The 13,163-nt window shown below is 66.4% G+C and carries 10 protein-coding genes; 4 read left to right on the top strand and 6 right to left on the bottom strand.

Annotated features, from left to right (window positions below; translation table 11 throughout):
• Positions 1 to 30: 30 nt before the first annotated feature.
• From DU478_RS07850 to typA, 3 genes are all read left to right on the top strand, one after another.
• Positions 31 to 1,569, top strand: coding sequence for a trimethylamine methyltransferase family protein (locus DU478_RS07850; protein WP_114510399.1), 1,539 nt, complete (start codon positions 31 to 33; stop codon positions 1,567 to 1,569).
• 148 nt (positions 1,570 to 1,717) lie between these two features.
• Positions 1,718 to 2,047 (top strand): SMR family transporter, encoded by a 330-nt coding sequence (locus tag DU478_RS07845; RefSeq protein ID WP_114510398.1) that lies wholly within the window; start codon positions 1,718 to 1,720, stop codon positions 2,045 to 2,047.
• 63 nt (positions 2,048 to 2,110) lie between these two features.
• Entirely contained in the window at positions 2,111 to 3,928 is a 1,818-nt protein-coding gene (gene typA, locus DU478_RS07840) for a translational GTPase TypA (protein WP_114510397.1), read from the top strand.
• A gap of 42 nt (positions 3,929 to 3,970) precedes the next feature.
• Here typA and DU478_RS07835 read toward each other — a convergent pair whose 3' ends face one another.
• The 4 genes from DU478_RS07835 to recA form a co-directional block, all read right to left on the bottom strand.
• The gene (locus tag DU478_RS07835; RefSeq protein WP_114510396.1) at positions 3,971 to 4,312 is read right to left on the bottom strand and encodes a DMT family protein; all 342 of its coding nucleotides are present in this window, start codon (positions 4,310 to 4,312) and stop codon (positions 3,971 to 3,973) included.
• 16 nt (positions 4,313 to 4,328) lie between these two features.
• Complete coding sequence (locus DU478_RS07830) at positions 4,329 to 4,634, bottom strand: DUF1330 domain-containing protein (protein WP_114510395.1); 306 nt, start codon at positions 4,632 to 4,634, stop codon at positions 4,329 to 4,331.
• 3 nt (positions 4,635 to 4,637) lie between these two features.
• Entirely contained in the window at positions 4,638 to 7,313 is a 2,676-nt protein-coding gene (gene alaS / locus DU478_RS07825; protein WP_114510394.1) for an alanine--tRNA ligase, read from the bottom strand.
• Between the two features lie 173 nt (positions 7,314 to 7,486).
• Entirely contained in the window at positions 7,487 to 8,563 is a 1,077-nt protein-coding gene (gene recA / locus DU478_RS07820; protein ID WP_114510393.1) for a recombinase RecA, read from the bottom strand.
• A gap of 200 nt (positions 8,564 to 8,763) precedes the next feature.
• On the opposite strand from recA, the gene DU478_RS07815 reads away from it, so the two are divergent.
• The gene (locus DU478_RS07815) at positions 8,764 to 9,366 is read left to right on the top strand and encodes a gamma-glutamyl kinase (RefSeq protein ID WP_114510392.1); all 603 of its coding nucleotides are present in this window, start codon (positions 8,764 to 8,766) and stop codon (positions 9,364 to 9,366) included.
• Between the two features lie 205 nt (positions 9,367 to 9,571).
• Here DU478_RS07815 and DU478_RS07810 read toward each other — a convergent pair whose 3' ends face one another.
• Entirely contained in the window at positions 9,572 to 11,860 is a 2,289-nt protein-coding gene (locus DU478_RS07810; RefSeq protein ID WP_114510391.1) for an ATP-binding protein, read from the bottom strand.
• Positions 11,861 to 11,995: 135 nt separating this feature from the next.
• Positions 11,996 to 13,150, bottom strand: coding sequence for an RsmB/NOP family class I SAM-dependent RNA methyltransferase (locus DU478_RS07805; protein ID WP_114510390.1), 1,155 nt, complete (start codon positions 13,148 to 13,150; stop codon positions 11,996 to 11,998).
• Positions 13,151 to 13,163 lie beyond the last annotated feature (13 nt).

Below are 13,163 nucleotides of genomic sequence, written 5' to 3'. Positions count from 1 at the left end.
TGATCTTTCCTCCTGTTCCGGATTCCCGCCATGAATGCCCCCGTTTCCCGCCGCTCCGGTGGCCGCGCCGCCCGCCATGCCGCCCGCACCGCCCCCCTGGCAGAGCACCTGCGCCCGGTCCGTCCCGGCCTGACCGGCGGCCACTTCGCCCCGCTCAGCGCCGCCGACCTCGACCGGATCCACCATGCCGCCCTCGCCGCTCTGGAACAGATCGGACTCGCCAACGCCCCCGCATCGGGCATCCGGGCCATGACGGCCGCGGGCGCGATCCTTGGCGACGACGGACGCCTGCGCTTTCCCGCGGCGCTCGTCGAGGACACCATCGCCCGTGCCAACCGCCACGTGACGCTCTGCGGCCGCGATCCCCGCCACGATCTGGACCTCTCCGGCACCCGGGTGCATTTCGGCACCGCAGGCGCCGCCGTGCACCTCGTCGATGCGGCCACGGGAACTTACGCCGAAAGCACGCTGCAGGACCTCTACGACGCCACCCGCATCGCCGACCGTCTCGACAACATCCATTTCGTGCAGCGGCCCATGGTTGCGCGCGACATTCCCGACCCCCGCGAGATGGATCTCAACACCCTCTACGCCTGCTGCGCCGGGACCACCAAGCACGTGGGCACGTCGTTCAGCGAAGCCGCCTTTGCCCGCGATGCCCTGCGGATGCTGCACCTGATAGCGGGGACCGAAACTGCCTGGCGCGCGCGGCCTTTCGTCAGCAATTCCAACTGCTTCGTCGTCCCGCCGATGAAATTCGCGCTGGAAAGCTGCGAGGTGATGGAGGCCTGTATCGAGGGCGGCATGCCGGTGCTGCTGCTCTCCGCAGGCCAGGCCGGGGCCACGGCGCCCGCCTCGATCGCCGGGGCGATTGTGCAGGCGGTGGCGGAATGCCTGGCAGGGCTGGTCTACGTCAACGCCATAAGGCCCGGCCATCCGGCAATCTTCGGCACCTGGCCTTTCGTTTCTGACCTGCGCACCGGCGCGATGTCCGGCGGGTCCGGCGAACAGGCGCTGCTGACCGCGGGCTGCGCACAGATGCATCGCTACTACGACCTGCCCGGCGGCGCCGCGGCCGGCATCGCCGATGCCAAGCTGCCCGACATGCAGGCCGGATGGGAACAGATGTGCTCCAACGTGCTGGCGGGCGCGTCGGGTCTCAACATGGTCTACGAAGCCGCGGGCATGCATGCGTCATTGCTGGGCTTCTGCCACGAATCGCTGATCCTCGGCGACGACCTTATCGGCCAGGCGCTGCGCTGCGTGCGTGGCATAGAGGTGACCGAGGACGCGCTCAGCCTCGAGGTTATTCGCGCCACCTGTTTGGACGGACCGGGCCACTACCTGGGGTCGGAGCAGACTCTTTCGCTGATGCAGACCGATTACGTCTATCCCAACCTCGGGGACCGGTCCTCGCCCAAGGAATGGGCTGAACGCGGCCAGCCCAACCTGATCGCTGCCGCCACCGCGCGCAAGATCGCGCTGCTGGCCAGGCCTTCTACGGCGCGCTTCGATCCGATGACCGACCGCGCCATCCGCGCGGCCTTCCCCATCCACCTGCCCGCCTGACCCCGCATCGACCCGGCACGCCCTGCCTCGGCTTCATCTTGCCCCTAAACCTCCGGGGGAGTCCGCGCGCCCCGCGCGGACGGGGGCTGGCCCCCGCCCGGCCCAGGGTCTACACCACGTGCATCACCGCCCTTCAGGAGCCACGCCGATGCCCTACCTTCTCCTCGCTCTCGCGATCCTCGCCGAGACCATCGGCACCACGGCGCTGCAGGCCAGCCAACAATTCACCAAACCCCTGCCGTCGCTGCTGGTGCTGGTCTGCTACGGGCTCGCAATTTATCTGCTCGCGGTCTGCCTCAAGTTCTTTCCGGTCGGCATCGCCTATGCGCTCTGGGCAGGGCTCGGAATCGTGCTGATCGCGCTCCTGGGCTTTCTGGTCTTCGGCCAAAGGCTCGACCTGCCGGCGGTCATCGGCATCGCGCTCATCATCGCCGGGATCGTGGTCATCAATCTCTTTTCCGAGACTGCGACGCATTAGGGTCTGGCCTTTCGGACCGTCCCGCTTTAGGGCGCAGGCAGCACACCCGAAAGTGAGACGAACATGGACCTTCGCAACGTTGCGATCATCGCGCATGTGGACCACGGCAAGACGACGCTGGTGGACGAGCTTCTGAAGCAATCCGGCACCTACCGGGAAAACCAGGCCACCACCGAACGCGCCATGGACAGCAACGACCTCGAGCGCGAGCGCGGTATCACCATCCTGGCCAAGGCCACCTCGGTCGAATGGAAGGGCCACCGCATCAACATCGTCGACACCCCCGGCCACGCCGATTTCGGCGGTGAAGTCGAACGCATCCTGAGCATGGTCGACGGCGTCGTGCTGCTGGTCGATGCCGCCGAAGGCCCGATGCCGCAGACCAAGTTCGTGACCTCCAAGGCGCTGGCGCTGGGGCTGCGGCCCATCGTGGTGCTCAACAAGGTCGACAAGCCCGATGCCGAACCCGACCGGGCGCTCGACGAATGTTTCGACCTCTTCGCCAACCTTGGCGCCGACGAAGACCAGCTCGACTTCCCGCATCTCTATGCCTCGGGCCGCTCCGGCTGGGCCGATGCTGAACTCGACGGGCCGCGCAAGAACCTCGACGCGCTCTTCAAGCTGATCCTGAACCACGTTCCCGCGCCGAAACAGCTCAAGCGCCAGGACGAGGATTTCCGCATGCTGGCGACGACGCTGGGCAACGATCCCTTCGTGGGCCGCATCCTCACCGGCCGCGTGGAATCGGGCAAGATCAAGGTCGGTGCCACCGTGCAGGCGCTGAGCCGCATCGGCCAGAAGATCGAACAGTTCCGCGTGACCAAGATCACCGCCTTCCGGGGCCTCGCACAGCAGGACATTCCCGAAGCGGTGGCAGGCGACATCGTCAGCCTCGCGGGCATGACCAAAGCCACCGTCGCCGACACGATCTGCGCGCTCGCGGTCGAGGAACCGCTCGAAGCGCAGCCCATCGACCCGCCGACCATCACCGTGACCTTCGGCATCAACGACAGCCCGCTGGCGGGTCGCGACGGCAAGAAGGTGCAGTCGCGCGTCATCCGAGAACGTCTGATGAAGGAAGCCGAAAGCAACGTTGCGATCAAGATCAAGGACACCCCCGGCGGCGAAGCCTTCGAGGTGTCGGGCCGCGGCGAACTGCAGATGGGCGTGCTGATCGAGAACATGCGCCGCGAAGGGTTCGAGCTCAGCATCTCGCGGCCGCAGGTCATCATCCGCGACGGCGAAAACGGCCCCGAAGAGCCGGTTGAGGAAGTCACCATCGACGTCGACGACGACTATTCCGGCGCGGTGATCGAAAAGATCACCGGCGCGCGCAAGGGCGAGCTGGTAGAGATGAAGCCCGCCGGCGCCGGCAAGACCCGCATCATCGCCCATGTGCCCGCGCGCGGTCTGATCGGCTATCACGGCGAGTTTCTCACCGACACCCGCGGCACCGGGGTGATGAACCGCGTCTTTCACAGCTGGGCGCCACACAAGGGCGCGATCCCGGGCCGCCGGGCCGGGGTGCTGATCTCCATGGAGAACGGCACCGCCGTGGCCTATGCGCTCTGGAAGCTTGAGGATCGCGGCAAGTTTTTCATCGGTGCGCAGGAAGCGGTCTACACCGGCATGATCATCGGCGAGCACAGCCGCGACAACGACCTCGAGGTGAATCCGCTGAAAGGCAAGCAACTCACCAACGTGCGCGCCAGCGGCACGGACGAGGCGGTGCGCCTGACCACGCCGATCACGCTGACCCTGGAACAGGCCATCGCCTATATCAACGACGATGAACTGGTCGAAGTGACGCCGAATTCGATCCGGCTGCGCAAGCGCTACCTCGACCCGCACGAACGCAAGCGGATGGCGCGGGCCAGCTGACACGGCTCCAGCGCCCCGGACCACGGTCCGGGGCATCGCCGTTCAGAACGGCCCCTTGAAGATGAAGAACGCCCCCAGCGCGATGAATCCGAAGCCGACAGCATGGTTCAGCGTCAGCGGCTCGCGCAGGTAGACAACTGAGAACACCGCGAAGACCACAAGCGTGATGATCTCCTGAAAGGTCTTGAGCTCTGCCGCCGAGTAGACGCCATGGCCGAGCCGGTTGGCCGGAACTGCCAGGCAATATTCGATCAGCGCGATTCCCCAGCTGACGAAAATCACCAGATAAAGCGGCTGGCCGGGGAATTTCAGATGCCCGTACCAAGCCAGTGTCATGAACAGGTTCGACGCCGCCAGAAGCACCAGCGGCAGCCAATACGCCATCGGCATGTCGTTCGTCTTACTCGGTCGTCTCGACGATGATCAGGTCACGCTCCGACGCACCCCGCGCATGGTCCAGCGCCTCCTGGTACTCGGGCGAGCGGTAGCATTGCTCCGCCGCCTCGAGGCTGGGAAAGCGCGCTACCACGTGCCGGGCCTTTTCCGTGCCATCCGCCGCCGTGTTGCCTTCTAACGTCGCGAAGGCGCCGCCGCGGGCGATGAAGGACCCGCCATGCGCGGCGATGGCCGGACCCGCAAGCTTGGCATAACGGCCGTAGGCCTCGGCATCGGTGACGTGCACATGGGCGATCCAGAGTGCGGGCATGGTCTATCCTTCCAGAACTTTCTCCGCCGCGGCGATCGCGGCCTCTGCATTCTCGGCGCTGGCGCCACCGCCCTGCGCCATGTCGGGCCGGCCGCCGCCGCCCTTGCCGCCCAGCTCCGGCACCGCCGCCTTCACGAGGTCGACCGCCGACACGCGTCCCGTCAGGTCCTGCGTGACGCCCGCCGCGACCGCCGCCTTGCCCCCGGTGTCGGCGATCAGCAGAACCGCGCCCGACCCCAGCTTGGCCTTCAGGTCGTCGATCAGCGGCGGCAGGTCCTTGCCCGACACGCCCGACAGCACCTGCGCGAGGAAGGGCACGCCGCCCACGTCCCGCGCCGCGGCGCCGCCGCCCTGCCCCGAACCGCCGGACATCGCCAGGTCGCGGCGCAATTGCGCCAGCTCGTTGCTCAGCGCGCGGCGTTCCTCCAGCAGCGCCTGCACCCGCGCCACCGCCTCGGCGCCGCCGACCTTGAGCATCGTCTCGATCTCGCTCAGTGCCTGGTCCCGGCCCCGCAGCGCCGCCATGGCGGGCGCACCGGTCAGCGCCTCGATCCGCCGCACGCCGGCCGAGGACGCGGTTTCCGAGGTCACCGCGAACATGCCGATGTCGCCGGTGCGCTGCACATGCGTCCCGCCGCAAAGCTCCAGCGAATAGGTCGTCCCGTCCGCGCCTTTGCCGGATCCGGGCAACGCTCCCATCGACACCACGCGCACCTCGTCGCCGTATTTCTCGCCGAAGAGCGCCTGCGCGCCGATGGCGCGGGCATCGTCCGGGCTCATGATCCGGGTCGACACGGCGCTGTTCTGGCGAATGTAGTCGTTCACCTCGCGCTCGACCTGTCCGATCTCCGCGGCACTCAGCGCCTTGGAATGGCTGAAATCGAACCGCAGCCGGCCTTCGGCATTGAGCGATCCGCGCTGCGCCACATGGTCGCCGAGCGCCCGCCGCAGCGCCTCGTGCAGCAGGTGCGTCGCCGAATGGTTGGCACGGATGGCGCCGCGGCGGGCGTGATCGACCTCCGCCGCCACCGCCTCGCCCTTGCTCAGCGCGCCTTGCTCGACCTCGACGAGATGCGCGAAAAGCCGTCCGCCGCCCATCCTCTGGGTGTCGGTGACGCGGGTGCGGTCCTCCTCGTTCTCGAGCCGGCGCAGGTAGCCGGTGTCGCCGACCTGGCCACCGGCCTCGCCGTAGAACGGCGTCTGGTTCAGCACGACCCAGCCGCTTTCCCCGGCCTCGAGCCGCGACACCAACGCGCCGTCCTTGACCAGCGCCAGCACCTGCGCTTCGGCGATCTCGGTGTCGTAACCCAGGAAATCCGTGCCGCCGTGCTGTTCTAACAGGTCGAACCAGATCGCGAGGTCGGCGCTTTCGCCGGTGCCGGACCACGCCGCGCGCGCCTTGGCCTTCTGCTCGGCCATGGCCGCGTCGAACCCTTCGATATCCAGCGTCCGGCCCTTTTCGCGCAGCGCATCCTGGGTGAGGTCGAGCGGAAAGCCATAGGTGTCGTAGAGCTTGAACGCCGCTTCGCCCGGCAGCGCCACATCCTCGGGCAGACCCGTGAGTTCATCGTCCAGAAGCTTCAGTCCGCGGTCCAGCGTCTGCTTGAACTTGGTCTCTTCGCCCAGCAGCAGGTCCTCGATCAGCGGCTGCGCGCGCCCCAGCTCGGGGTATGCCGCCCCCATCTGCCGCACAAGCGCGGGCACCAGGCGATACATGATCGGATCCTTCGCGCCCAGCATGTGCGCGTGCCGCATGGCGCGGCGCATGATCCGGCGCAGCACGTAGCCGCGACCGTCGTTGGACGGCATCACCCCGTCGGCGATCAGGAAGGAGGTCGAGCGCAGGTGATCCGCGATGACCCGGTGATGGGTCTTGCCGGGGCCGTCGGGGTCCGACGACGACACCTCGGCGCTGGCCTCGATCAGGGCGCGCATGAGATCGGTGTCGTAATTGTCGTGTTTGCCCTGCAGCAGCGCGCCAATCCGCTCCAGCCCCATGCCGGTGTCGATCGACTGCATGTCAAGCTCGCGCATCGAGCCGTCCTCGAACTGCTCGTTCTGCATGAAGACGATGTTCCAGATCTCGATGAACCGGTCGCCGTCTTCCTCGGCGCTACCCGGAGGGCCGCCCCAGATATGATCGCCGTGATCGTAAAAGATCTCGGTGCACGGCCCGCACGGCCCGGTCGGCCCCATCTGCCAGAAGTTGTCCGAGGTGGCGATTGGGATGATCCGGCTTTCCGGGACGCCGACCTTCTTCCAGATCTCGAAGGCCTCGTCGTCGGTGTGATAGACGGTGGCATAAAGCCGGTTCTTGTCGATGCCGAAGTCGCGGGTGATCAGCTCATAGGCAAAGGGGATGGCTTCGGTCTTGAAATAATCGCCGAAGCTGAAATTCCCAAGCATTTCAAAGAAGGTATGGTGCCGTGCCGTGTAGCCCACGTTGTCCAGATCGTTGTGCTTGCCGCCGGCGCGCACGCATTTCTGGCTGGTTGTGGCGCGGGTGTAGTCGCGCCGTTCGACCCCGGTGAAGAGGTTTTTGAACTGAACCATGCCCGAGTTGGCAAAGAGCAGCGTCGGGTCGTTGCGCGGCACCAGCGGGCTCGACGGCACGACCTCGTGGCCCTGTTTTTCGAAGTAGCTCAGAAAGGTCGAGCGGATGTCGTTCAGCGTCTGCATGTCTTGGGGCCTTCGGGGCTTGGAGCGGCGTTTGCGCAGGTGTAGCGCCGCACCCTGCCGCTGTCCATAAGCCCAAGGTCTTTCCGGTCTGCGCCATCCTCCGGCACGAAAAAGGGCGCTCCCCTAGGAGCGCCCTGATACTGGTCTTCCATGCCGATGGCCGGCCGAGATTCTCAGGCTTCCATCACATCGTCTTCGGAACTGTCGGTCTCATCCATGTGGAAGTCGAGCCCGTGCGCCGCCCGGATCTTGTCCTCGATTTCCAGCGCGACGCGGCTGTTCTCCTTGAGGAAGGTCTTGGCGTTCTCCCGGCCCTGGCCGATGCGCTCGTCGCCGTAGGAATACCAGGCGCCGGATTTTTCGACCACGCCGGCCTTGACGCCCAGATCCAGCAACTCGCCGGTCTTGGAAATGCCCTCGCCGTACATGATGTCGAACTCGACCTGCTTGAACGGCGGCGCCACCTTGTTCTTGACCACCTTGACACGGGTGGCGTTGCCCACGACCTCGTCGCGGTCCTTGATCGCACCGATGCGGCGGATGTCGAGCCGCACGGAGCTGTAGAATTTCAGCGCGTTGCCGCCCGTCGTCGTCTCGGGCGAGCCGAACATGACGCCGATCTTCATCCGGATCTGGTTGATGAAGATCACCATGCAGTTGCTGCGCGCGATCGAGCCGGTCAGCTTGCGCATCGCCTGGCTCATCAGGCGGGCATGCACGCCGACGCTGCTGTCGCCCATGTCGCCCTCGAGCTCGGATTTCGGCGTGAGGGCCGCGACCGAATCGACCACCACGACGCTGACCGCGCCCGAGCGCACCAGCGTGTCGGTGATCTCGAGCGCCTGTTCGCCGTTGTCGGGCTGCGAGATCAGCAGTTCGTCCAGGTCGACGCCCAGCTTGCGCGCATATTGCGGATCAAGCGCGTGTTCGGCATCGACGAAGGCGCAGACGCCGCCCTTTTTCTGTTCCTCTGCAACGCAATGCAGCGTCAGCGTCGTCTTGCCCGAGGATTCGGGGCCGTAGATCTCGATGATCCGGCCCTTGGGCAAGCCGCCGATTCCCAGCGCGATGTCGAGCCCCAGCGATCCGGTCGAAGTCGATTCGATATCCTTGAGCGGATTGTCTCCGCCCAGCTTCATGATCGAGCCCTTGCCGAACTGCCGTTCGATCTGCGCCAGGGCGCTGTCGAGCGCCTTCTGCTTGTCGCCGCTCTTCTTGCTGTCCATGGTCAAAAGATCCGCCGCTGCCATATTTTGCACTCCTTATTCCATACCCGCGGTCGGGTTTCCATCCCCGCCGCCTGGCTGCAATTGCTGCTTTCGTTCGCCTCTTGTTCTCACCTTCATGCGGACAAAAGAAGAACATTTCAAGTAAATTCGTCACTTCCTCACCTTTTACCTTTTCGGTTAAGGAGTGGTTTACGGCGACGGGCAGCAAGGAGGGCGGCGGCATGTTGGTGTTCTGGAAACAGCGTCTGGTGATGCTCGCCGTGCCGAAGACCGGCACATCGGCCTACGAGGCGGCGCTCGGTCCGCATGCCTCGATGACGGTGCTCGATCCGCCCGAGCTGAAACACGCGCCGGTCTATCGCTACAATCGGTTCTTCCGCCCGATGTTCGAGAAAATGGGCGTCGAGCACATGGATGTACTGGCGGTGATCCGCGAACCGGTGTCCTGGCTTGGCAGCTGGTACCGGTACCGCCAACGCCCGTTTCTCAACGGCAAGCCGACCTCGACCGCGGGCATGGATTTCGACGCGTTCGTGCAGGCCTATTGCCAGGGCGATCGCCCGCCCTTCGCCAATGTCGGCAGCCAGTCCAAATTCGTGGAGCCGCGGCCCAACGGCACCGCCGTGAGCCACCTGTTCCAATACGAGGATCAGGCCCGGCTGATCGGGTTTCTCGAGCATCGGCTCGGGCTGACGCTGGACCTGCCACGCGAGAACATATCTCCGCGGGCCGCGCTCGACCTGGCGTCGGACACCGAGGCGAAGCTGCGGCGCAAGTGCGCCGAGGATTTCGCGCTCTGGGACCGGGCCGGACAGCACGGGTGAACGGGCGCGACCTTAGCGCAGGCGCGACGCGTTTTGAGGCCCCTGCCGGCGCGCCGTACAGCGCCGGCGGCACGGGACGGGACCCTCCGGCGTTTCGCGTTGAACCTTCCTCAACTGACGCTGCCTGAAATCAAAGATTTCAACGCGTTAAGCGATAACTCTCGTGTCAAGGTAAACGCAAAATGCTCTGGCGGGACCTAATCGGTCAGGCGATCTGCTGGTGCACGGTTTCGGTGAGATCGTTGAGCGAAAACGGCTTCGGCAGGAAGGTCGAATTGGGGATCTGTTCCTTGTCGCTGCCAAAGATATCCTCGGCATAGCCCGACACGAAGACCACCCGCGTGTCCGGCCGGTCCTGAAGCGCACGCCGGACCCAGGTCGGGCCATCCATGCCTGGCATGACCACATCGGTGACGAAGACATCCACCGTCAAGTCCCTGTCCGAAAGCACGTCGAGCGCCGCCTCGGCGCAATCGGCCTCGATCACGGTAAAACCCCGCAGCTTGAGCGCGCGCGACGCAAAAGCGCGCACCGGCGCCTCGTCCTCGACCAGCAGCACGACGCCGCGTCCCTGGGCGGGCATCTTGCGCGGCAGGTTGGGTTCCTTCCCGGCGTGCGGCACGAGGCGCGCGTCATGGCTGGGCAGCAGCAAGGTGAAACAGCTGCCTTTGCCCGGCTCCGAATCGACGAAGATGAACCCGCCCGTCTGCTTGACGATGCCATAGACCGTCGAGAGGCCCAGCCCCGTGCCCTCGCCGGTGCGCTTGGTGGTGTAGAACGGCTCGAAGATCTTTTGCAACTTGTCGCTGGGGATGCCGATGCCCGCGTCGATCACCTTGACCGAGACGTAGGATCCCGGGGCCACCTTGGCGCGGTCGCGCAGCATCGGTTCCTTGAGGAGAAGCTGCCCGGTCTCGATCACGATGTCGCCGCCGTCCGGCATGGCATCGCGGGCATTCACCACCAGGTTCATCATCACCTGTTCCAGCTGCCGCTTGTCGCCACGGATCGCCGGCAGGACCGGATCGTGCCGCAGGGTCAGCGACACCTTCTCGCCCACCAGCCGGTTCAACAGGTGGGTGAGATCGGACAGCGTGTCGCGCAGATCCATCACCTCCGGGCGCAGCGTCTGCTTGCGCGAAAAGGCCAGAAGCTGGCCCACGAGCGCGGCGGCGCGGTTGGCGTTCTGGTGGATCTGCACAAGATCCCCATAATCCGGGTCACCCTGGTCATGGCGCAGCAACATCAGGTCGCAATGTCCTGAAATCGCAGTCAGAAGGTTGTTGAAGTCATGCGCCACGCCACCCGCGAGCTGGCCGATCGCCTGCATTTTCTGGCTTTGGACGAACTGCGCCTCCAGCGTCTTGAGTTCTGTCGCGTCGTTGAGCACCGCGACCAGCGCAGGCTGGCCGTTCTCGACGATGCGGTTCAGCGTGACCTGGACAAAGACCTCGCGGTCGCGGCGTGTCAGCCGCAGGAACTCCGACCGGCTGAGCCCTCGCCCCGCCGCCGCATCGGCAAGCCAGTCCCGGATCGAGCGGCCCAGCCCCTCCATATAGTCCGAAAGCTTTGCGCCCGCGGTCTCTTCGGCGTCAAGCATCGACCGCGCCTCGGCATTGGCCTGCAGGACCTCTCCGTCGGCGGCGACCTTGAGAAGCGGCACCGGCAGGTAATTGAAATCGGTGGTATCCGCGGCGGGCGTCTTTTCGGCGGGGACCGGCAGAAGCACCAGCTCTTCGCGTCCCGGCCCGGTGGGGATGACGCTGGCCAGGTAGGACACCGGCCCGTCGCCGGTCAGCACTGCGTTGATCTTGCCGGACCGCAGCGGCGGGTCGGCCAGCACGTCGTCGATGCGTTTGGCGCGTTTCCCGATCAGGTTGCGCGCCACCTCGTTCATCGACAGGACCGCCCCGTTCCGACCCAGCGTAAACACCGGCATCTGGCGCGCCGCGACAGCCGCATCCGAAATGTCCCCGCCTTCGAAGGATTCGATCCGCCACATCAGGCAGCCAGGCGCGATGGCGCGGGCGGTGATGCGCAGGTGACCGCCGCCGACGGGGATATCCTCGGTCGCGACGGCGCTGTCCTGCGCCCCCTGTTGCAGCCGGAATAGAATGGCCGCCGGGTTGGCAAAGAGCGGGCGCAGGAGGCCGGTGATGCTCTGCTCAGCGCCGGGGCCGGACGTGCGCCCGAAGCGGCTGCGCGCGGCCTCGTTGAGGCTGAGCACGGCGCCGTCGGAATCGGTGAGCACGCAGGCGGCGGCGTCCCGCTCCACAAAGGCCGAGATGACGCGGAAGTTGCGCCTTTGCGCGCGGCCGACCCAGACCTGGATCACCCAGACACCGGCCGCGATGATCAGGAAGGCCATCCCCCCCGCGATCAGACCGAGCTGGACCGCGCGCGACGGGGCAACCGCCGCCATCCCGATGCAGACCAGACCCAACAGCACCACGAGAGCCGTGCGGCGGGCCAGTCCGCGCGTGCTGCGCGCCATCGACCCGATGTTGAGAACTGCGTCCGACAAATTCTTCCCCCGACCAGAACCGTGATTCGCGTCGTGTCTTTTTAAGCGGGCAAGGTTTAAGCGCGACTTAACTCTCGCGTGTCTACCTTTGGTGGAATTGGGAGATTAGCGCAGGCGCGTCATGCAAGCGACAAAAAATCCGTCACCGCCGTCGGCAGGCAGGAATTGCCGATCGGAGGCGCACCGCCATTCGGGTAAATCGGCACAGAAGATCCTGATCTGGCTCATATTTTCCGGCTCCAGCACGGAACAGGTCGCATAGGCCAAAACGCCGCCCGGAGCCACGTACCCTTGGGCCCGGCGCAGGATGGCGGCCTGCACGTCGCGCAGGGCGTCGAGCCGGTCGGGCGTCAGGGTCCACTTGCCCTCGGGTGCGCGCCGCCAGGCGCCGCTGCCGGAACAGGGCACGTCGCAGAGCACCACGTCGTACTGGCCAGTCGGGTTGGGCAGCGGAACGATCTCGGCTCCGGCCCGTGCCGCGCGGGCGGGCAGATCGCGCATGCGCCCGGGATCGCTGTCATGGGCCATCACCTGCCCGCGGGTGCGTGCCGCCATGGCCAGCGCCTTGCCGCCGCCGCCGGCACAGTAATCGAGCACGCGCTGCCCGGGACGCAGGGGCAATGCATCGACAACCGCCTGGCTTGCCGCATCCTGCAACTCGACCAGCCCGTCGCGGAAAGCCCTCGATCCGTTGATCCGGCGCGGGTTCTCCAGCACCTCGAGCGCCTGCGCGGATAGCGGGTGCGGACGCGTGGCGATCCCGTCCTCGTTCAGCGCCGCCTGGGCCGTCGCGATATCGGCCCGCAGGGTGTTGACGCGCAGGAACACCGGCGCGCGGTGGCGCAGGGCCTCGGCCACGTCGGCTGCGGCGTCACCCAGCGACTCGCGGAAGAGCGCACACAGCCAGTCCGGAAGGTCCATGAGGTCTTCCGCGCCGGGATCGGACCCTGCGGCGCGTTCCCGCTCGTCAAGCGGCGCGGGTGCGTGACGCTCGCCGGTGAAAAGCCTGTCCGGATCCTCGCCGGACAGCAGCAAAGACCCGCGCAACAGCGCCCGGCCGCCCTCGCCCCCGCCGCGCACGGCGGCGGACCGGCGGCGGCGCAGCACGTCGAACACGAGGTCGCGCACCGCGGCGCGGTCGCCGGAGCCGGCATAGCGCGCGCCCCGCGCCCAGTTGGTCAGCGCCTGTTCGGCTGCGATCTCCGGTCCGATCCGGTCCAACACCTCGATCGCCGCCTGCGCGCGGGCTGCGGGGGTCATATCAAAACCCCGG

This window comes from Thalassococcus profundi (assembly GCF_003344785.1).
GTDB classification, from domain to species: domain Bacteria; phylum Pseudomonadota; class Alphaproteobacteria; order Rhodobacterales; family Rhodobacteraceae; genus Puniceibacterium; species Puniceibacterium profundi.
The sequence above is the reverse complement of the archived record's forward strand: the minus strand, read 5'-3'. Positions and strand labels throughout refer to the sequence as shown.

What these genes read in the sequence shown, in the direction of transcription:
- DU478_RS07815 (WP_114510392.1), top strand. Translation starts at nt 8,764, where the DNA reads ATGTTGGTGTTCTGGAAACAGCGTCTGGTGATGCTCGCCGTGCCGAAG.
- DU478_RS07810 (WP_114510391.1), bottom strand. Translation starts at nt 11,860, where the DNA reads ATGGCGCGCAGCACGCGCGGACTGGCCCGCCGCACGGCTCTCGTGGTG.
- alaS (WP_114510394.1), bottom strand. Translation starts at nt 7,313, where the DNA reads ATGCAGACGCTGAACGACATCCGCTCGACCTTTCTGAGCTACTTCGAA.
- recA (WP_114510393.1), bottom strand. Translation starts at nt 8,563, where the DNA reads ATGGCAGCGGCGGATCTTTTGACCATGGACAGCAAGAAGAGCGGCGAC.
- typA (WP_114510397.1), top strand. Translation starts at nt 2,111, where the DNA reads ATGGACCTTCGCAACGTTGCGATCATCGCGCATGTGGACCACGGCAAG.
- DU478_RS07805 (WP_114510390.1), bottom strand. Translation starts at nt 13,150, where the DNA reads ATGACCCCCGCAGCCCGCGCGCAGGCGGCGATCGAGGTGTTGGACCGG.
- DU478_RS07850 (WP_114510399.1), top strand. Translation starts at nt 31, where the DNA reads ATGAATGCCCCCGTTTCCCGCCGCTCCGGTGGCCGCGCCGCCCGCCAT.
- DU478_RS07845 (WP_114510398.1), top strand. Translation starts at nt 1,718, where the DNA reads ATGCCCTACCTTCTCCTCGCTCTCGCGATCCTCGCCGAGACCATCGGC.
- DU478_RS07835 (WP_114510396.1), bottom strand. Translation starts at nt 4,312, where the DNA reads ATGGCGTATTGGCTGCCGCTGGTGCTTCTGGCGGCGTCGAACCTGTTC.
- DU478_RS07830 (WP_114510395.1), bottom strand. Translation starts at nt 4,634, where the DNA reads ATGCCCGCACTCTGGATCGCCCATGTGCACGTCACCGATGCCGAGGCC.